The following is a 19,214-nucleotide window of genomic DNA, read 5'->3' as shown; positions in this document are numbered from 1 at the left end:
CTTAATAGCCCGGCGGCGGGGGCGGGGGCGGGGGCGGATAGCCGTAACCGGGCGGGGGCGGCGGAGGCGGCGGCGGTTGTTGCTGATAGCCGCCCTGATAACCACCTTGTTGATAGCCGCCTTGTTGATAACCACCCTGCTGATAGCCACCTTGCTGGTAGCCTTGCTGATAGCCAGGGCGTTGTGGCGTGGTCAGAGCGCCACCGAGCGCGCCGACGCCAGCACCGAGCAGAGCGCCGGTTGCCGCGTTACCGCCGGTTGCCGCACCGATCGCCGCACCAGCCCCTGCGCCCAAAGCGGCACCGCCGAGGGCGCGTTGACCCGGATCATACGGGTTGGTGCAGCCACCCAGCCCAACCACGGCGGCCAGCGCGGCCGCGACGATCACGGACCTGGTATGGCGCGGTTGCAACTTGATCATGATAGGTTCCTCCTGAATTAGTGATCGACATATGGCGGGTCATCATGGCGAATACAGGGTGCAACCATGGTTAAATCAGGGCGCGGACCCCATCAGAGCATGATTGTTTATCATCAATCACGCTCCAGCCTTTTTTGCCGATCAATTTCATTGGTTTAGGTCGAATCTGTCGATTCGATTTAAACCAATATTGATCTAGGGTGCGGGGTGCGGCACGGTGCTGGTGAGCACCGCGATGACGAAGAGCGGGCCGATCAACAGATATTGCACATCTTCGAAAAATGAGGGTTTCCGGCCTTCGAAATGATGGCCGATAAATTGCCCAATCCAGGCCAGCACAAACAACAGGACCGCGCCGACCACCGCCAGTTCCGCGCCGAACAGCGCTTCAACCAGCCAGACCCAGATCACGAGCATGCTCACCATCACGAGCGCCATGCGCAAGGCGGCGGATTTGCCCAACCGTGCATAATAAACCAAGGCTAGGCCGATTGCGATGATCGCCAGTGCCAGATTGAGCGTGGCGATCAAGCCGATCACCGCGAATAGAATGGCGGGGACGCAGACGCAATGGATCAGTTCGTTACGCCGGTCCTGATGGCTTTGGGCATAATGCGCGAGGCGGGCATTCAGAATTGGGTTCATGGTCGCAGGTTACCATGGCGCGGTGCGCCGATGGTAGGGCTGTTTTGACCCGTGATCGGATCAGGGCTGCGTGTGGGCGGTGTCAATCGGCGTGCGTCATCCCCATCTGATCATCATCGCGGCGATGCCGCTTGATCATCAAAGGATAATCCGATGAACCATATTCTCATTGTAACCACGTCCCATCACACCATCCCCGGCGCGGCTGAGCCGACGGGGGTTTGGTTTGAGGAACTTGCAGCGCCCTATTATGCGTTTATCGATGCCGGGGCGAGCGTGACGATTGCTTCGATTGCCGGTGGTGCCGTGCCGATCGATGGTCGCAGCCTCACCGAATCGCCATTACCAGCCACGGTGCAGCGGTTTCAAAACGATGCCAAGGCGATGCAAGCACTCACCCACTCCAAACCGATCACCAATCTTGACCCGGCGCCGTTTGACGCGATTTTTCTGCCGGGCGGCCATGGCACGATGTGGGATTTGCCGGGCAACAAGGCCCTTGGCAGCGCGATCACGCGCTTTAATGCGGCGGGCAAAATCATCGCCGCCGTGTGCCACGGGCCGGCTGCGTTTGCGGGGTTGAAGGGCGCTGATGGTGCTGATTTCATCAAGGGCCGGTCCATCACCTGCTTTACCGATAGCGAGGAACGCGCGGTGAAATTGGATGATAAGGTGCCGTTCATGCTTGAGGCCACGCTGCGCGCGCAGGGTGCCAAAATCAGCCTTGGCGCTGATTTTGCCCCGCATATCATCGTGGATGGCAACTTGTTGACCGGGCAAAACCCGAAATCATCCGCGCCGCTGGCCGACGCGGTGATTAAGGCGCTGAAGGCGCGCCCGGCGCAAGCCGCGTAAGCTTGGCGCTTACAACGCCCCGCCCCGCCGCCCGGCGGCGGCGGCGAGGCGCAGGCGCAGTGCGTTCAGCTTGATGAAGCCGGCGGCGTCTTGCTGGTTATAGGCGCCTTGATCGTCTTCGAAGGTCACCATGCGGGTTGAATACAGCGAATTCGGGCTGTCGCGGCCCATAACGATGACATTGCCTTTATAGAGTTTTAGCCGCACCGTGCCGGTAACCGAATTTTGGCTCGCATCGATCAGGGCTTGCAGCATATGGCGCTCCGGGCTGAACCAGAAGCCATTATAGATCAGCTCGGCATAGCGGGGCATCAGGCTATCTTTGAGATGGGCGGCTTCGCGATCAAGCGTGATGCTCTCGATGGCGCGATGGGCGGCGAGCAAAATGGTGCCGCCCGGCGTTTCATAGACGCCGCGTGATTTCATGCCGACGAAGCGGTTTTCCACCAAATCCAGCCGTCCGATGCCATTGTCGCGGCCAAGGGCGTTGAGTTTGGTGAGAATTGTGGCGGGCGAAAGGGTTTCGCCGTTGAGCGAGACCGCATCGCCCCGGGCGAACCCGATGGAAATGATGGTGGCGACATCCGGCGCGGCTTCGGGGCTGATGGTGCGCTGATAAACGATTTCATCGGGCGCTTCGGCGGGGTCTTCCAGCAATTTTCCTTCGGAGGAGGAGTGCAGCAAATTGGCATCGACCGAGAACGGGGCCTCGCCGCGCTTGTCCTTGGCGATGGGGATTTGCTGGGCCTCGGCGAATTCGAGCAATTTGGTGCGGCTGGTCAGAGACCATTCGCGCCAGGGCGCGATAACCCGCACATCCGGCTTGAGGGCGTAATAGGCCAGTTCGAACCGGACTTGGTCATTGCCTTTGCCGGTCGCGCCATGGGCCACGGCATCCGCGCCGACCGCTTCGGCGATTTCGATCTGACGTTGGGCGATCAAGGGCCGGGCGATTGAGGTGCCGAGCAGATATTGGCCCTCATAGAGCGCGTTGGCCCGGAACATCGGGAAGACGAAGTCACGGGTGAAGGTTTCGCGTAAATCCTCGACGAAAATTTCCTTGACGCCGAACATTTCGGCTTTGCGCCGGGCCGGTTCGAGCTCCTCACCTTGGCCGAGGTCGGCGGTGAAGGTGACCACTTCGGCGCCATATTCGGTCTGTAACCAGCGGAGAATCACACTGGTATCCAGCCCACCCGAATAGGCCAGGACAATTTTCTTCACGCTCCGATCGACCATGGTGCATACTCCTCTTCGCTGCGCGACCTATCAGCCGGGCTCAGCGTTGCCAAGCCACGCCGTTGATCTACTCTGCGCCAGGATGATTGCGCCACCCTCCCCTACCCGCACCCGCCTGGTGCCGCTTGACGAGACCCATGCGCCCGCGCTGCAAAGCGTGTGCGAGGCTTGTCACGAATTTTATTGTGAAACGACCGGCCTGCCGCCAGGACCGCGTGAGACCGAAAATTTCCTTGCCGATGTGCCGCCGCATGGCGACCGGGACCAAAAGCGGGTTTGGGCGATTTTTCACCAAACAACGCTGATTGGCATCGTCGATTGCGCCTTTGGGCATCCGGCGCCCGGTGATTTCTGGATTGGGTTATTGCTGCTGCATCCCGATTGGCGAGGGCAAGGGCTTGGTGGGGATATTGTGCAAGCGCTGGTGGCTTATTCGCGGCACCACGCGGCCCCGCAGATCGGCATTGCGGTGAAGGCGGATTATCGTGCCGCACAGATATTTTGGCGCGGGCACGGCTTCGTGCCGATTGCCCGGCAGATATCGATTCTGCCGGGTCTCGGGCCGACAAGATTTGATGTGATGAGGCTCGCCTTGAAGGACCGCGCGCAGATGTGATGCGCGATGGCTTGGAATCGCCTGGATTTCGGCCTTGGATGATCCAAATATTGAGCACCGATCAACACGACCATCGACCAACGTGGACCAATCGACTTGAAGTAACCAGCCTGACCAAAAAGGAGCGAAAATGTTGACCCGGATGCATTTGGGTTTGCTTGCTGCAGCCCTTTCTGTGCCCCTCGCCGCCCGTGCGGCACCCAACAACGCGCCGGTTGCTGTGGTGATGCTGCCGGTTGCCGTGCCGATGCCGATGCCGATGCGAATGGCAATGCCAATGAAGCTGATAATTACGCCCGGCTCGGTGGCTTCGTTGCCGCCGATGCTTAGCCCGGCCGCGTTGCTCGCCCCTATGCTGCAAATGCAGGCGCAAATGCAGGCGCAGCTTCAGGCGAGCTTGGCTGATTTTAGCCAAGGGATGCCGGCTTTGGCCGCGCTGCCAGCGGGTGCGCCGGGGATAACCCGGATTTCGATGGTGATGATGGGCGGCCCGCAAGGCGCTTGTGCCGAGCAAATGCAGATCCTGCCCGGCGCGAATGGCCATGCACAAATCTTTGTTCGCCGGTTTGGCCCTGGCTGCGGACCGCTGCCTGCCGCAATGGGGAAACTGCCTGCGGGACGACAGGCCGCACCGACTCAGGCATATCCCGGCGCGGCAAGGCCGATGATGGGGCCGATGCCGATGACCGCGCAGCCGCCCGCAGCGGGGCCGCATTTGCCACCCAACGCCCTGCCGCCACCCTCGCTGCTGACCTATGCCGATTACCCGATGGCGACGCGCCATAACGCTGCGCCCCTATCGGCAGAGCCAGCGATTGCGTATCGACCGATCAGCCAGAAATGATCGGCTTCGCGCTGACGCGCCGCGATTGGGACGGTCATCGCGATACACTGACAACAAGGCTAGCCGTTAGAGCGTGATTGCTGATCATCAATCACGCTCCAGCCTTTGTTTGCCGATTAATTGTTTGTCGATTAGTTGTTTGTCGATCAATTTCGTTGGGTTAACGCGACGGAGCGGATGGCAAGTTCAGGCGGGTTGGCGAGAAGGCGACGCCATCGATCAGGCCGTATTGCGGCGAGGCGATCCGCGCGACGGGCTTGGCTTTGAGCAGCTCGTCACGGAGAAATGCGGTAAAATTATCCGCTGTGATTTCCCGCCAGCCGTCCGGGCCGAGCAGATACCAGAACGGGTAGCAGCGCAGCGCTGCCACCACATCGATCATGCGGCGGAGCCGCAGCAATGTGGTGGCGATGTCATCATCGGGCACCACTAGATTGAACGGGTGAAACGAAACTTGCAAAAACGGTAAATGCTGCGCGAGCAGGGCCGCGATTGCCGGGATCACCTCGTATTCTGCGCCCTCAATGTCGATTTTGAGCAAGGTGGCGCGATCCAGCCCAGCTTCGGCCAAGGCGGAGGCTGCGGGCAGCACCCGGACCACGGCTTCCGCTTCACCCCGGCGCAGATTTTGCCGCTCCACCACCTCGAACAAACTTGCCCCGGAATCGGCAAAGGCCTTGCGATAGAGCGGTTGTTCACTCGCGTGCGCGCCCATTGCGGCGGGAACCAGGGTGCTGTGCGCGGCCAAACTAGGATTCAAGGCGAGATTGGCTTGCAGGATCGAGCGGTGAGTCGGGCTCGGTTCAAAAATCGTCACCTGATTGACCCGGTCGCCCGCGTAAAGGCTGAGCAGACCGAAATAGCCCCCAACATCGATCAAGCGGGCGCAGTGCGGCAAAGCGGCATCGAAAAATTGCAGCGTTGAATCCTCAAAGCCACTGACCAACTCTGCGACGGCATGATCGACCAACGGATGATCCAGCACCCACCACTGCCGACCACGACACGTGACCAGCCGGGACGGTGGCAATGGCGGTAATGCGCGCTCCTGGCGGTGGGCGCTCATAGGATGGGCTCCAAAGCCGAAATCGTCACGAATGCGTCGGTTGATGCGGGAGCAAACAGGTAAAAATCGGCGAAGCTGGTTTGCTCGGGTTGTGTGGGATCGAACGTGAAACGGTTGGGCTGCATGGCGGCCAGACGCCAATCGGGGAAGCGATGCTTGATTGTGTCGGTAAAACAACGGTGGCGAACATGGGTGTCTGGCGGCATAGCGTTGACGTTGCTCGCATAAATCAGCACCATCCGTTCGGCGCAGGCGAATAGATCATCAAGATAATGATGATACACCGCATCATCGGTGAGGTGGTAAATCACATCCATCGAGATGGCGAGGTCGGCGGTGTGTGCGGGTGTGGCGGCGGCGAAATCCTCATAGAGTAGGAAGCGCCGGTTGCCACCGCCCACCGCGAGACACATGGCCAACGCTTCCGGCGAGACATCGACCCCCAGATAATGCGGGCCTTGGGCGTCGGCGCCGATCATGGACATTTGCACCCCATCGCCACAGCCGAGATCGATCACCGAGCGAATCTGATTGGCCGCGATCACGCCGTTCACGATTTCGGCCTTAAAGGCGGCCAGCCGCCCGCGCGAACCGGCGCCGGAGGTTCCGCCAATGCGATAGCGCCATTGCCAATAGGCGATTGGATCGAATGCTTGGTTGTGCATGACGCCAGTATCGCGGCGGTGGGTTAATATTTGATTGCGCTCGGCGATATTTTTTCGCCGACGCGGGCTTCGTTGGTAAATCGGGCCACGAGGTCCGGTTCTGCTCGGGGCAAGGCTCCCGACGCGGTGGTGCCGATTTCATCGAGCCGGGCCTCGGCGGCATCGCGCAGGGCTGGGTAAATCATGGCACAGAGCTGGCGGGCGGCGTGGCCCGGCCAATCCTGGGCCAGCAAGGCGGCGGGTAAGCGCGGATCGCGCAGGGCGATGCGGCGAAAATCATGCACCAGCAAGATCCGCGCCGCCAGTGCCTCGCGGGGCGGCAATGCGGGGGCGCGCGCGGCCAAGCCGTGATAGGTGGTAAGAAAGCTCTGATAGCGGGCCGCCAAATCCTCTAATCGCCACGCTTTGGCAGCGACTTGGCGGAGCGATGCCGCATCACCTGCTGCGGTGAGCATTGGGGCCGTCTGCGCCAATGAGGGCGGTAAGGGTCGCTGCGGTGCGATCATCACGCCTTGCCACGCGACAAAACCTAAACGCCCCAAGCGGGCGCGCAGCCAATCATTGCCTTCGGTGAAGACCAGATTGAGCTGCGTCACGTCAGGGCGGCGGGCGGGGCCGAATATATGGCGGCTGGCGCGGATCATTTCGCCGCGCCTGGTTGCGGCGATCCGGTAAAAGCTCGCGCGCCCGGCGCGGCAACTGGTGAACCAGCCATCGGCGGCCAAGCGTGACATGGCGGTGCGCACCACACCGGGGGCAACACCCAGATCAGCGCAAAGGCTCAATAGGCTGGATAATGCGATTTCGCCGCCACGGGGCAGCACGGCATCGCCGAAAATCGTCACGATCAGTGATCCGGTATGCGAGGGCTGGGTTTGCAGGCGGGCGATCAGCCCGGCAATCATCGGGTCTGCACTAAAGGACATGGTCAAATTTCAAACGAAACCGCATAAAGCTATCTTAATTGCTTCCCGCTGGAGAACCAATATGATTGGCGCCATTACGCTCCTGCTCGTTTGCCAGTTGATCGGCACCATCATCGCCCATGCGGCGGGGTGGCCGATCCCCGGTCCGGTGCTGGGCCTGGTCTTGATGCTGATATGGTTGATTATTCGGCGCGGGCCGAGCGAGCCGATGCAAGCCACGAGCCAGACTTTGTTGCGGAATTTGGGCTTGCTGTTCGTGCCGGCGGGGGTTGGCATTGTCAACGAACTCGGTGTGCTGCGCGCCAACGCTCTGGCCGTGGCAATTGCGATTCCGGTGTCAACCTTGCTCGCGCTGGGTGTTACCGGCGCGTTGATGCAGTTTTTGGCGCGGAGTGAGCGCTGATGGTGCATCATTTAATGCCCCATGATTTGTATAATGTGTGGATTTATCTGCAAAGCGGGCCACAGCTTGGCTTGATTATCACGCTGCTGGTCTGGCAGGGGGCGGTTTGGCTCGATCGGCGCACGCGCCATGCCGCGTGGTCGAATCCGATTATGGTATCGATCGCGGTGCTGGCTGCGATTTTGCTGATCACCCACACGTCGTATCATGCTTATTTTCGCGGCGGCCAATATGTGCAGTTCTTGTTAGGGCCGGCGACGGTGGCGTTGGCAGTGCCGATGTATGCCAATTTGGCGACGATGCGGCGCAATTTGATCCCGATTTTGGTGGCGCTGGTGGCCGGTTCGGTGACGGCGTCGGTTTCGGCGATGATGATTGTGCATTGGCTTGGCGCGCCGCGCAATGTGGTGATTTCGATTGCGCCAAAATCGGTGACGACGCCGATTGCCATGGGTATTGCTCAGGATTTGGGGGGCATTCCCTCGCTCACTGCGGTCTTTGTGTTGATGACCGGGGTTTTCGGCGGCTTGGTGTGTCTGCCTTTGTTCAAGGCGCTGCGCATTACCGACCGGCGCGCCCAAGGATTGGCCGGTGGCACCGGGGCGCATGGGCTGGCGACGGCGCGGTTACTGCTGGAGAGCGAAACAGCGGGGGCGTTTGGCGGGTTGGCGATTGGGCTGAATGGCTTGGTGACGGCGATCCTTGCGCCGATCTTGGTCCGATTTTTGGGGTTCTGACGGCTTCAGGGCGCGCGGGGCCAAGGCGGGTTGGGCAAGGGTGGGCTGGGCAAGGGCAGGCTGGGCGAGTGCCTAATCGGAGAGAGACGCGCTGAATCCGACGATGCGCTGGCAGGCCTCTTCTAACACCGCATCCGCTGTTGCGGTGGAGAGGCGAATATGGCCGGTCATGCCAAAGGCCGAGCCCGGCACGGTGGCGACCAAAGCTTCATCGAGCAGGGCTTCGGCGACGTCATCATCATTGACCAACACGCGCCCGGCGGCCGAGCGCCGCCCGAGCCAGCCAGTGATGGCCGGAAAGGCGTAAAAGGCACCCTGCGGCACCGGACAATCAAGACCCGTGGCACCCGCGAGCCCGGCCACCACCAAATCGCGCCGCCGCCGATAAATCGCGCGCCGTTCGGCGAGTAAATCCTGCGGCCCATCGAGTGCTGCGATTGCGGCGGCTTGGCTGATCGTGGAGACGCCGGCGGTGGCAGTGCCTTGCACCAGCGCCATGGCGCGTAGCCAATCGCGCGGTCCGGTGGCGAAGCCCAACCGCCAACCGGTCATGGCATAGGATTTCGATACACCGCTGAGCGTGACAATACGGTCTGCCAAATCAGGGGCGATGGCGGCGAGCGCGTGATAGGCGCCCTCGAACACTAGATGCTCATAAATATCATCGGCGATGACCCGCACATGCGGGGCCTTGCGCAAAATGGCTGCGATGTCTTGCAGCATATCGAGGGTTGCGATGGCCCCTGAGGGGTTGTTGGGGAAATTGAGCAGCAGCAGCTTGCTGCGCGGGGTGATGGCAGCGGCGAGCGCGTCTGCATCAAGCCGAAAGCCCGACGATGCCGAGCATGGTACAAAGATTGGCGTGCCACCGGCAAAATCGACCACCTGCAAATAGCCGGCCCAGCAGGGCGTGGGGATAATCACCTCGTCACCCGCCTCGATCAGCGCCATGACCGCATCGAAAATAATTTGCTTGCCGCCATTGCCGATCAGCACATCCTCCGGCGCGACGGTAAGAGCTTGGTCGCGGGCAAATTTGCGCGCAACAGCGGCGCGCAGGGCCGGGGTGCCGGTGACTGGCGGGTATTTGGTTTGTCCGGATTGCGCCGCCGCATGGGCAGCGTCGATCACATGGTCGGGGGTGGGCAAATCAGGCTCCCCGATCGCCAAGGAAATCACGCTCTGCCCGGCTTCGCGCAAAGCGCGGGCGCGCGCTGCCATGGCGAAGGTGGCGGCGGGCCGGGTGCGGGCGATGCGCTGGGCGAAATTATTCATGGCTCGCCTCTAACGTCATTGTTGCGCAGCCGCGCTTCGGCTTCCGCCTGCAACCGCTTGAAGCTGCGCCGACTGAACGGCAGCATGACCAAATACGCCAAAGCGACCAAGGCCAAACCGGCCCACGGATCAGCCATCATCAAAGCGGCCAGGAGCACCACACCGATGAGGAGAAACAAAACATAGTCAGGTGGGATTTTGAAATTTTTGAAGCTCCAGACCGGCAGCGTGGAGACCGACAGGCCCGCTGCACCGATCAGCACGATGGCTGAGAGCAAGGGCGCGCGCGCCACATCACCCAAACCATCAAGCCCGTGCTGGCGCGCTTCCAACCCCAGATAAATGGGCAGCAAGGCTAACGCGCCACCGGCCGGGGCGGGCACGCCGGTGAAAAAATTGGCGGCAAAGCGTGAAGCGGGCAGATGGGTTGGATCATCGCGATGGGCTTCCGCGTCGAGCGCGGCATTGAAGCGCGCAAGGCGCAGCGCCATGCAGGCCGCGAAAATCAGCGAGGGAAAAAATCCAACCGCGCCCCAGACATGCAGCGACCAGAGATATAAAATCAGCGCGGGCGAAATGCCAAAGCATAAAAAATCTGACAAGCTGTCAATTTCGGCGCCGAACCGCGACGTCGCCTTGAGTAACCGTGCCAGGCGACCATCGAGCCCATCGATGGTGCCGGCGACCGCGATGGCGATGACGGCGGCACCAAAACGTTGATCGAGCGCGAACCTGATAGCCGAAAATCCAACGCACAGGCCGATCAATGTGAGCAGATTGGGCAGCATGCGGTTGAAGCTCAAACCGCGCAAGCGGGGCCGACGCGGCGGGCGCGGGCGCTTGAGGACGAATAATTTGTTGTTTTGCCCGCTCATGCCGGTGCGACGAGTTCGGCAATCACCGTCTCACCGCCGACCATGCGCTGGCCGACCGCGACCAGCGGGGTGGAGCCGGGCGGCAGATAAAGATCGGTGCGGCTGCCAAAGCGGATGATGCCAAACCGCTCGCCTGCGCCCAGATGATCGCCCTCATGGGCTGTGCAGACAATGCGGCGGGCGATCAACCCGGCGATTTGTACCACGGCGATCACCGCACCATTATCAAGGCGCATCGCGAGCGCGTTACGCTCATTCTCATCGGCGGCTTTGTCATGCGCCGCATTGAGAAATTTGCCGTGCCGGTAAGCGATTCTGGTGATCACGCCGGCGGCGGGGGCGCGATTGACATGCACATCAAGCACCGAGAGAAAAATGGCCACCCGTGGCATCGCAATATCGGGCAAACCGAGCGCTTCGGGCGGCACGGCGTGATCAACGAGCACGACCCGGCCATCGGCGGGGGCGAGCAGAACCGAGGTGCGCGGCGGGGCGACGCGCTGTGGATCGCGGAAAAAAAACAGGCAGAACAAGGCAAATGCAAAACCGAGCCACGCCAACCATCCCGCGAAAAACAGGCCCAGAACCCACACCACCACGCCACCAACGATGAACGGGTAGCCGGCGCGATGCGGAGGCGAGAATGCCGATCGGATACTCTCAATGATATCCATCAATCTGTCCTTTCAGCGCACCGAGATGGTGCATTAGATCAATATTGGTTTAGGTGGAATCGACAGATTCGACCTAAACCAATGAAATTGATCGACAAACAAAGGTTAGAGCCTGATTGATGATAAGCAATCACGCTCTAATCCGCCTGGGCCGAGGCTTCGCTTCGCGTTGCGCCGACGCGGGCGGCGAGCGAGGCGGCCATGAAATCATCCAAATCGCCGTCTAACACTGCATCCGGATTGCCACGTTCATAATTAGTCCGCAAATCTTTGACCAATTGATATGGCGCTAACACGTAAGACCGAATTTGATGACCCCAGCCAATATCGCGCTTGGTGCTTTCGGTTGCCGCACTGGCCGCCTCGCGCCGTTGCAGTTCGGCTTCATAGAGCCGGGCCTTTAGCATTTCCATGGCGGTTGCACGGTTGCGATGCTGGCTGCGATCATTCTGGCAGGCCACGATGATGCCGGATGGCACATGGGTGATGCGAATCGCGCTTTCGGTCTTGTTCACGTGCTGACCCCCGGCACCGGAGGCGCGATAGGTATCGACCTTCAGATCCGACGGGTCGATTTCGATATCGATTGTGTCATCAACGACTGGATACACCCACACGCTCGCGAAGCTGGTTTGCCTGCGCGCATTCGCATCGAAAGGTGAGATCCGCACCAGGCGATGCACGCCGGCCTCGGTCTTGAGCCAGCCATAGGCATTGGACCCGGAAAATTGCAGCGTCACTGACTTGATGCCCGCCTGTTCGCCGTCCGACTGGTCGAGAATTTGCACCTTATAGCCGTGCTGTTCGGCCCAGCGCGTATACATGCGCATCAACATTTCCGCCCAATCCTGCGCTTCGGTGCCGCCCGCGCCGGCGTTGATTTCCATATAGGCATCATTCCCATCGGCCTCGCCGGAGAGCAGGCTTTCGATTTCGCGGCGTTTGACCTCATCGCCAATGCGCCGCAGTGCGGCTTCGGCTTCGGCAAGAACCGCCTGATCGCCCTCAGCTTCGGCGAGTTCAACCAGCATCAAAGCGTCATCGGTGTCGCGCTCAATCGCTTTGACCGCATCGATCTGACTGGCAAGGCGGTTGCGTTCGCGCAGCAAGCTCTGTGCTGCGCTGGCATTGGTCCAAAGCTGCGGGTCTTCGGCGCGGGCATTCAGCTCCGCAAGGCGTTCATTGGCACGATCCCAGTCAAAGATGCCTCCGCAGCAACGCAACGGATTCGGTGATTTGCTGGGCGATGGCGGCGGTTTCGGCAGACATGATCAATCACTTTCGAATGGGGACTTTATTGCTCCTAGAGCGCGATTGCTTATCATCAATCACGCCCCAGCCTTTGTTTGTCGATCAATTTCATCGGCTTAGCTCAACTCAGTTGATACGACCTAAGCCAATATTGATCTAATATAAGCCGCCCAACGATTTGTCGACCGGCGGCGGGGCATTGCCATTGGCTGCGGGGCCGGTGGTCGGCGAGGCACCCGGCGAGGGGTTGAATTCGCTGCTGCTCGCGGTGGCGGCCGTAGGAATGGCGCTGCCATTGACCGGATTATCGGCAACCAGCCCCAAATTCGATTGGGCGCCAGGGGTTTGCCCCGGCTTGAACGCCTCCGTGACCGTCTGGCTGCCATAGCTGACTTGCGCGAGCGTCATTCCCGGCGGGGTGCGGAAATTCACCACCGGCTGCCCGTGCAGGGCAACGCGCATATATTGGTTCCAAGCCGGGCCGCAGACATTGCCGCCGGTTTGGTTATTACCGAGGTCGCGCGGCGTATCATACCCAATCCAGCAGCCGGTGACCATTTGCGGCACGAAACCGATAAACCAGGCATCGTTGAAATTATTGGTCGTTCCGGTCTTGCCCGCGACCGGCCGGTTGATCCCCACCATGGCGGGTACGCCGGTGCCGTGCTCGGTCACGTTCCGCATCATCATGATCACTTGATAGACGCTATCAGGCCCGGCCAAGCGCGCGCCGGGCCGCTGCAACATCGGCGGCTGTGACGGCGAGCCTTCGGTGCAATTGCCGCATACCTGATCCGGCGCTTGATAGAGAATATGGCCATCGGGCGCGGTGACGCTATCGATTAGGCTGGGCGTGACTTGCCGCCCATATTCGGCCAAGGCCGCATCGCCGCGCACCATACGCCATAACGTAGTGTCGAGCGCGCCGATCACGGCTGGATAGATCAACGGCATATGGTGGACGATGCCAAATTTCTCGAAATTCGAGGCGATATTGGCGAGGCCGATCCGGCGCGCCATATGCAACGTCGCGAGATTCAACGATTGCTCGAGCGCGTAGAAGACCGGCACCGGCCCCAGGAAGGTCATTTCATAATCGCCGGGACGATAAACCTGCCCATCGGAAAGCTGTTGCACGAACGGAGCGTCCAGAATCGTTGCATCCGGTTGCAAGCCCACTTGCATGGCGGTCAGGTAATCAAAAGGCTTCACACCCGATCCGGGCTGGCGATGCGCTTGTAGCGCCCGGTTATAGGGGCTCATGGCGTGGCTCCAGCCGCCGACCATGGCCAATACCCGCCCGGTGCGCGGGTCCATACTCAGCATGGAGCCTTCCACGTGCGGAATTTGCTCGAGCGCCAATTCGGGGGCTGCCGCATTTTTCGGCTTGACCGCCCCTGGCGCGATCATAACCAAATCCCCCGGACGCAAAAATCCGTTAATTGCCCGCGGCAGCGGCACGATCGACTTGCCCGCCTGCATCCGGTTCCAGGGCACGCCGGACTGGGTCAACAGGCCGGTATGCGTAGCGGCGCCGTGGGCGGATAGCCAGCCGATTTTCGCGGCGGCTGGTGTCGCGTGCAAGACAACCCCGAACCGCCAGGACCGGCGCATGCCCGGCGGCGTAGCTTGCGCGGCCAGTGCTTTTGGCCAATTGGCAAGTTTGGCGGCTGGGATCTGACCGATCGGCCCGTGAAACGCACCAAATTGATGATCATAGCGCTCCAGCCGATCGCGCATTGCCGTCATGGCGGCTGTTTGCAACCGGGGCACCATTGAGGTGCGCACAATCAGCCCGCCCTCCATGGTGCGTTGGCGACCGAACATTTTGATCAGTTGGGCCTGCACGGCATCGCTGAAATAGCCAGCACCGAGCACGGGCCGGGTTTTCTGTGCTGCTTCGGGCAAGAGCGGTTCGGCTTCGGCCTGCTGCGCCTGTGCGGCAGTGATTGCGCCATCGATTCGCATCCGATTAATCACCCAATTGCGCCGCCGCAGGGCGCGCTTGGGGTGCAAGAACGGATTGTAATTGGTGGGCGCTTTCGGCAAGCCGCCGAGCGAAGCGGCCTCAGCGATGGTCAGGCGGGATAAAGGCTTGTCGAAATAAGCCTGCGCCGCCGCCGCCACGCCCCATGAATTTTGCCCGAGATAAATCTCGTTCAAATAGATGGTCAGGATTTGCTGCTTGGTCATCGCCCGATCGACGCGCACCGCCAAAATCGCTTCCTTGATTTTGCGCGTGAAATCGATCCGGTTATCCAGCAACATGTTTTTGACGACCTGCATCGTGATCGTCGAGGCGCCGAGTGGCCGCTCGCCCGTGCCAAGCCGGGTCATGTCAACGAAGCCGGCGCGCACAATCGCGAGTGGATCAATGCCGGGTTCAGACCAGAAGCTCCGGTCTTCCGCCGAAATGAACGCGGCTTGCACCACCGGGGGAATTTGATGATAGGGCACATAGATGCGATTTTGGGTGCCCAGCGCGCCGATCAGCTTGAAATCACTGGCATAAATGCGGGTTTCCAACGGCGGCTGATAATGCCGCAGCGCCTTCACGCTGGGCAGGCCGGTGCTGAAATAGAGAAACAGACCGCCGCCGCCGATCAGCCCGACCAGAATGCCCAAGACCGCGAGCCGATAGAGGCTGCGCGCCAGGAAGCCGCCAGTAAAGCGCCAAAATCCACGGCGCGCCGGCTTTTTGCGCGAACCGCGCCCCTGATCAGCCCCGCGCCCGCCCGAGGCCGCTCCCGCAGCCGATGACGATCCGGCACCCGCAGTGGCGCGCCCGCCACCACGACGCGCGCGCCGGTCTTGCGCTAATCGATTTCCTGCCTTCAACGGTCCACTCATGCGCGCGTATTACCACCCAACGTCGGAAACGGCGAGAACCCCGGATTGTTGCGCGGCGGCGGCGGCGGCTTCGCCCTAAATAGGGTAATTTCTATATATTTCATGATGTTACAAAACGCATGCGCGCCGGTGACCGCTCGACCCATTAGGGCCAAGCCTGTTAAATCTTAGCAATTTCATCGATCTAACCGCCTCTGTTGCATGCCGACAACGCTGGCTGGCGGCGCGTTGCGCGCGCGCAACGCTATTATCGGGCAGGGGCGAGCAAGGCGCGGGTTTTGGCGTGGGCCGGTCGATCAAACAATTGAGCCGGCGGGCCATCTTCGACGATTCGGCCCTGATCCATCACGATGATCCGATCGGCGACGTTGCGGGCGAAATTCATCTCATGGGTCACGATCATCATGGTCATGCCCTCTTGCGCCAGATCACGCATCACCGCGAGCACTTCACCGACCATTTCGGGGTCCAGCGCGCTGGTGGGTTCATCAAACAGCATCACAGTCGGCTGCATCGCCAAAGCCCGGGCGATGGCGACGCGCTGTTGTTGCCCACCGGAGAGCGAGGATGGATGGGCGTTGGCTTTTTCAGCCAGACCCACGCGTGCGAGCAAGGCTTCGGCACGAGCGGTCGCGGTTTGGCGGCTTTCGCCCCGCACTTTCATTGGCGCGAGAATGATATTATCGAGCACACTCATATTGGCGAACAGGTTAAAGCGCTGGAATACCATGCCGACATCACGCCGTTGCCGGGCGATATTGGCTTCGCGGTCTTCCACCAACCGGCCGCCATGCTGACGATAGCCGATCAGATAGCCATTGACAGTGATGCGCCCGGTTTCAATTTTTTCCAGATGATTAACGCAGCGCAGCAAGGTGGTTTTGCCGGACCCTGACGAGCCGATCAGCACCACCGTCTCGCCGCGATAGATATTGAAACTGACACCATCGAGCACGGTATGCGGGCCAAACCGCTTCACCACCCCTTCGGCCTGAACCAAAATCTCACTCATCACACAGTCTCCGCCAATGCTGATCCAAGGCGCGGTGCTGGTGGACGCAGGCGGCTGCGATCCATGCGCTGTTCGACCAAGCGCATGATCAAGCCCCAGATCGAGGTTAGGATCAGGAAATAGATCGCCAGGACCGAATAAAGCTCGAAAGTGCGGAACGTGGCCGAATTGATCGTTTCGGTTACCAACAGCATTTCGGACACGCCAATGACGCTGACCAAGGTGCTATTTTTCAGCATGATGTTGAACTGATTGCCGATGGGCAGCAGAATGATCCGAAAGGCTTGGGGCAGCACCACGTAGCGCAGAATTTTGGTCGGCGTCATGCCGAGTGACTTGGCCGCCTCGGTCTGGCCGGGGTCAACAGCATCGATCCCGGCGCGGAAAATCTCCGCCATATAAGCGCCTTCGTTGAGGCCGAGCGCCAAAATGCCCGCCTGGACATTGCCCGCCAACACCATGCCGCCCAAATGGATATCGTGAAAGCGCAGAATGCCCGCCGCCGCCAGACCGGTATAGATGAACACGATTTGCACGAGGAGCGGCGTGCCCCGCATGAGTAAAATATAGGTGCGCGCTGGCCATGTGAGCAGCTTGTTGGTTGACCGGCGCGCCAAAGCGGCGGGTAGGCCGATCAATAAGCCGATCACCTGACCGCCGATGCTAATCAGCAGGGTAAGCCACAGCCCTTGCAGGAATGCGCTGTTTGGCTGCAAGAGCTGATGCCAGAAATAGGGCCAGTCGAAATGCATGCGGATAGCGCGGGTTCAGGATTTCAGCATGTCGAGCTGTAAATCCCATTTTTTGAAGATCGCCTGATATTGGCCATCTTTTTTCATTGTATCCAGCGCCGTGGTGATCGCGTGGTTCAACGTCGTTTCGTCCTTGCGCAGGCCGATGCCGGTGGCAATTTTGAAATAAGGCGGGCCTCCCATCGCGAATTGGCTTGGCACATGTTTGATATAATAGCGCGCCGTTTCATAGGCGACGCCATAGGCCGCGACCTGCCCGAGCTGGAGCTGCTGGAGGGCTTGGGTGTTTTCGGGGAACAAGACCAGTTCAATCGGCGTTTTGTGCGCAGCTTTGAGTTTTTTATTGGCGGCATCAAGCAGTACGGTTGCGGTGGTGCCGGTTACGGTCGCGACTTTTTTGCCGGACAGGGCTTCGAGGTCAGGCACTTTGGGTGAGCCTGGTTTGATGAGCACCGATTCATGCGAGTACATGTATGGGATTTCATCGATAACCTTTAGGCGCGATTTTTTGATAAAGAGCTGCGACATGATCACGTCGCAATGATCGGCGAGCAGGGCGGGGATCAGCCCGGCGAACGGCATATTGATGAATTTGGTTTTGATGCCGAGCTTTTTCGAAATCGCGTTGGCAAGATCAATATCGACGCCTTCGGGCTGGGTTTGCGGGCTCATGAACTCCATCGGCGGCAGGTTGATGGCACTGCAGATGCGCAACGTTTTCGATTTCGCGATCGAGGGCGGCAAGGTGATCGCCGCCTGCGCGACGCCGAGCGTGACGGAGCTAGCGAGCGTGGCCAAGGCCAGGATCGAGCAGCGTATTGGTTTCATGATGGACCTCCTGCAAAGCACTTGATGAAAGGCAGCTGACCGATCTGGGCGCGACGCAGCGACGCTCAAAACGCACCAACCCAACGAGTTTTTTTGATACACGATTATAAATAAATCACAAAATGGTTATAATTTATTCATGATGAAATTATATTACGTATATTTGATTATAAAATAGGCTATTCCGGGCCATGGGCTACTACGACCTGCGATGGCCGATCAATACGGAGCCGGACGGTGCGGGCGGGACGACGCGCGAAATCCCTGCCCGCTTGCGCAACCCGCCCCCCTTGGCTATAGCCCCGTCCAGCGGAGTGTAGCTCAGCCTGGTAGAGCACTGTGTTCGGGACGCAGGGGCCGGAGGTTCGAATCCTCTCACTCCGACCAGATCAACGCCGCTTTTCCCGATGATGGCGCTGACATAACCTTCATGAGCGACCATGCGGGGTGACAAGCCGGGCGGCTGATCCGTTTGCTTCGCATCCATCGGGCACATCCATCGGGCCTGCACGCGGGTATTCCCGCCATCAACCCTTGCCGTTTTTGCGCGCCATCCCGACCTATGGTTCGATCGCGCGTTTTTCAGGAGCAATGATGTCTATGCGCAGCCAATCGCCCGTTTCCCGTCGCCGCGTGCTGAGCGCTGGCACCGCTATGCTGGCGGCACCCGCCTTGCTGAGCGCCTGCACATTCGCGACCAGCTCATATCCGCAACCGCCATTGCGACCGCGCGCGCCAATCGATCTCGAACGATATTACGGCAAATGGTATATTATCGCGCACATCCCGTATTTTGCTGAAGCGGGCTATGTCGGGGCCTATGCCACCTACACGCCGCGCCCAGCCGGCGGGATCATCGATGCGTATCACGGCCATAAAGATCGTTTCTCGGCCAAATTATTCCGTTTTGCCTCGATTGATTATGTCGAACCGGGTACCGGCAACGCGGTCTGGCGCGTGACCGCGCTCGGCGGCACAATTGGCGTGCCTTATGTAATATTCGATGTCAATGACGATTACACAATTGCCCTGTCCGGCTTGCCTAATCGCTCGCTCGGCTGGGTTTTCGCGCGCAGCAATCGGATGGATGAGGCGACCTACCAGGCCAAACTCGAGACATTTTATCATCATGGCTTCGATGCGCGGCAATTCCGCCGCGTTGCGCAATTCCCCGATCAGATCGGGCAACCGGGCTTTGAAAAAATTTAGAGCACACACGCATGTGTCTTGCTATGATCGCGCAACGTGATAGGGAGCGATCCTCTAACGGAGAGATTTGA

General features: G+C 60.0%; 21 protein-coding genes and 1 tRNA gene. 8 read left to right on the top strand and 14 right to left on the bottom strand.

Annotation, left to right across the window (positions count from 1 at the left end):
* Window position 1 precedes the first annotated feature (1 nt).
* Complete coding sequence (locus ACYUCQ_RS00960) at window positions 2–421, bottom strand: hypothetical protein (protein WP_460252624.1); 420 nt, start codon at window positions 419–421, stop codon at window positions 2–4.
* A gap of 195 nt (window positions 422–616) precedes the next feature.
* Entirely contained in the window at window positions 617–1,066 is a 450-nt protein-coding gene (locus ACYUCQ_RS00955) for an Mpo1 family 2-hydroxy fatty acid dioxygenase (protein ID WP_460252623.1), read from the bottom strand.
* Window positions 1,067–1,219: 153 nt separating this feature from the next.
* Between ACYUCQ_RS00955 and ACYUCQ_RS00950 the strand changes: the two genes are divergently transcribed.
* Window positions 1,220–1,921, top strand: coding sequence for a type 1 glutamine amidotransferase domain-containing protein (locus ACYUCQ_RS00950; protein WP_460252622.1), 702 nt, complete (start codon window positions 1,220–1,222; stop codon window positions 1,919–1,921).
* Window positions 1,922–1,930: 9 nt separating this feature from the next.
* Here the strand turns inward: ACYUCQ_RS00950 and ACYUCQ_RS00945 are convergent, their stop codons facing one another.
* Entirely contained in the window at window positions 1,931–3,160 is a 1,230-nt protein-coding gene (locus ACYUCQ_RS00945) for an argininosuccinate synthase (RefSeq protein WP_460252621.1), read from the bottom strand.
* On the opposite strand from ACYUCQ_RS00945, the gene ACYUCQ_RS00940 reads away from it, so the two are divergent.
* Together ACYUCQ_RS00940 and ACYUCQ_RS00935 are read left to right on the top strand one after the other, a co-directional pair.
* Window positions 3,159–3,776 carry a GNAT family N-acetyltransferase gene (locus ACYUCQ_RS00940; protein ID WP_460252620.1) on the top strand — a complete coding sequence of 206 codons (618 nt, stop codon included), beginning with the start codon at window positions 3,159–3,161 and terminating at the stop codon, window positions 3,774–3,776. The two genes, ACYUCQ_RS00945 and ACYUCQ_RS00940, sit on opposite strands and share 2 nt — an antisense overlap.
* Before the next feature lie 130 nt (window positions 3,777–3,906).
* Window positions 3,907–4,620, top strand: coding sequence for a hypothetical protein (locus ACYUCQ_RS00935; RefSeq protein ID WP_460252619.1), 714 nt, complete (start codon window positions 3,907–3,909; stop codon window positions 4,618–4,620).
* A 160-nt stretch (window positions 4,621–4,780) separates the two neighbouring features.
* Here ACYUCQ_RS00935 and ACYUCQ_RS00930 read toward each other — a convergent pair whose 3' ends face one another.
* From ACYUCQ_RS00930 to ACYUCQ_RS00920, 3 genes are read right to left on the bottom strand one after another with little or no spacing between them, the layout of a single operon-like run.
* Entirely contained in the window at window positions 4,781–5,686 is a 906-nt protein-coding gene (locus ACYUCQ_RS00930) for an FkbM family methyltransferase (protein ID WP_460252618.1), read from the bottom strand.
* Window positions 5,683–6,351 (bottom strand): class I SAM-dependent methyltransferase, encoded by a 669-nt coding sequence (locus ACYUCQ_RS00925; protein WP_460252617.1) that lies wholly within the window; start codon window positions 6,349–6,351, stop codon window positions 5,683–5,685. Before ACYUCQ_RS00925 ends, ACYUCQ_RS00930 begins: the two co-directional genes overlap by 4 nt.
* 23 nt (window positions 6,352–6,374) lie before the next feature.
* Complete coding sequence (locus ACYUCQ_RS00920; protein WP_460252616.1) at window positions 6,375–7,277, bottom strand: PaaX family transcriptional regulator; 903 nt, start codon at window positions 7,275–7,277, stop codon at window positions 6,375–6,377.
* 61 nt (window positions 7,278–7,338) lie between these two features.
* Here ACYUCQ_RS00920 and ACYUCQ_RS00915 point away from each other — a divergent pair, with 61 nt between their 5' ends.
* Window positions 7,339–7,680, top strand: coding sequence for a CidA/LrgA family protein (locus ACYUCQ_RS00915; protein ID WP_460252615.1), 342 nt, complete (start codon window positions 7,339–7,341; stop codon window positions 7,678–7,680).
* The gene (locus tag ACYUCQ_RS00910; protein WP_460252614.1) at window positions 7,680–8,417 is read left to right on the top strand and encodes an LrgB family protein; all 738 of its coding nucleotides are present in this window, start codon (window positions 7,680–7,682) and stop codon (window positions 8,415–8,417) included. Before ACYUCQ_RS00915 ends, ACYUCQ_RS00910 begins: the two co-directional genes overlap by 1 nt.
* 72 nt (window positions 8,418–8,489) lie before the next feature.
* On the opposite strand, the gene ACYUCQ_RS00905 is transcribed toward ACYUCQ_RS00910, so the two are convergent.
* The 8 genes from ACYUCQ_RS00905 to ACYUCQ_RS00870 form a co-directional block, all read right to left on the bottom strand.
* The gene (locus ACYUCQ_RS00905) at window positions 8,490–9,692 is read right to left on the bottom strand and encodes a pyridoxal phosphate-dependent aminotransferase (RefSeq protein WP_460252613.1); all 1,203 of its coding nucleotides are present in this window, start codon (window positions 9,690–9,692) and stop codon (window positions 8,490–8,492) included.
* Window positions 9,689–10,567 carry a CDP-alcohol phosphatidyltransferase family protein gene (locus ACYUCQ_RS00900; RefSeq protein WP_460252612.1) on the bottom strand — a complete coding sequence of 293 codons (879 nt, stop codon included), beginning with the start codon at window positions 10,565–10,567 and terminating at the stop codon, window positions 9,689–9,691. Before ACYUCQ_RS00900 ends, ACYUCQ_RS00905 begins: the two co-directional genes overlap by 4 nt.
* Complete coding sequence (locus ACYUCQ_RS00895; protein WP_460252611.1) at window positions 10,564–11,241, bottom strand: phosphatidylserine decarboxylase; 678 nt, start codon at window positions 11,239–11,241, stop codon at window positions 10,564–10,566. The genes ACYUCQ_RS00900 and ACYUCQ_RS00895 overlap by 4 nt, the downstream gene beginning before the upstream one ends.
* A 137-nt stretch (window positions 11,242–11,378) precedes the next feature.
* Window positions 11,379–12,510, bottom strand: a protein-coding gene (prfB, locus tag ACYUCQ_RS00890) for a peptide chain release factor 2 (RefSeq protein WP_460252610.1) whose coding sequence is annotated in 2 segments (ribosomal slippage) — window positions 11,379–12,440 and window positions 12,442–12,510 — 1,131 coding nt in all. Because the reading frame shifts where the segments join, the coding sequence is not laid out codon by codon here.
* 138 nt (window positions 12,511–12,648) lie between these two features.
* Window positions 12,649–15,342, bottom strand: a complete 2,694-nt coding sequence (locus tag ACYUCQ_RS00885) for a penicillin-binding protein 1A (RefSeq protein ID WP_460252609.1) — start codon at window positions 15,340–15,342, stop codon at window positions 12,649–12,651.
* Between the two features lie 247 nt (window positions 15,343–15,589).
* On the bottom strand, window positions 15,590–16,354 hold the full coding sequence (locus ACYUCQ_RS00880) for an amino acid ABC transporter ATP-binding protein (protein WP_460252608.1): 765 nt from the start codon (window positions 16,352–16,354) through the stop codon (window positions 15,590–15,592).
* Entirely contained in the window at window positions 16,354–17,106 is a 753-nt protein-coding gene (locus ACYUCQ_RS00875) for an amino acid ABC transporter permease (protein ID WP_460252607.1), read from the bottom strand. The genes ACYUCQ_RS00880 and ACYUCQ_RS00875 overlap by 1 nt, the downstream gene beginning before the upstream one ends.
* A gap of 15 nt (window positions 17,107–17,121) precedes the next feature.
* A complete protein-coding gene (locus tag ACYUCQ_RS00870; protein ID WP_460252606.1) occupies window positions 17,122–17,778 on the bottom strand; it encodes an ABC transporter substrate-binding protein in 657 nt (218 codons plus the stop codon).
* Between ACYUCQ_RS00870 and ACYUCQ_RS00865 the strand changes: the two genes are divergently transcribed.
* The 3 genes from ACYUCQ_RS00865 (at window position 17,777) to ACYUCQ_RS00855 (ending at window position 19,143) form a co-directional block, all read left to right on the top strand.
* Entirely contained in the window at window positions 17,777–17,959 is a 183-nt protein-coding gene (locus ACYUCQ_RS00865) for a hypothetical protein (protein ID WP_460252605.1), read from the top strand. The genes ACYUCQ_RS00870 and ACYUCQ_RS00865 overlap by 2 nt on opposite strands.
* A gap of 285 nt (window positions 17,960–18,244) precedes the next feature.
* A tRNA-Pro gene (locus tag ACYUCQ_RS00860) sits at window positions 18,245–18,321 on the top strand.
* 207 nt (window positions 18,322–18,528) lie between these two features.
* Window positions 18,529–19,143: a lipocalin family protein gene (locus ACYUCQ_RS00855; RefSeq protein WP_460252604.1), complete on the top strand. Its 615-nt coding sequence runs from the start codon at window positions 18,529–18,531 to the stop codon at window positions 19,141–19,143.
* The last annotated feature ends 71 nt before the right edge of the window (window positions 19,144–19,214 follow it).

The sequence above is a fragment of the Acidiphilium sp. MT5 genome (genome assembly GCF_054767495.1).
Note: the sequence above shows the minus strand (reverse complement) of the source record. Positions and strands in the feature narration are given on the sequence as shown.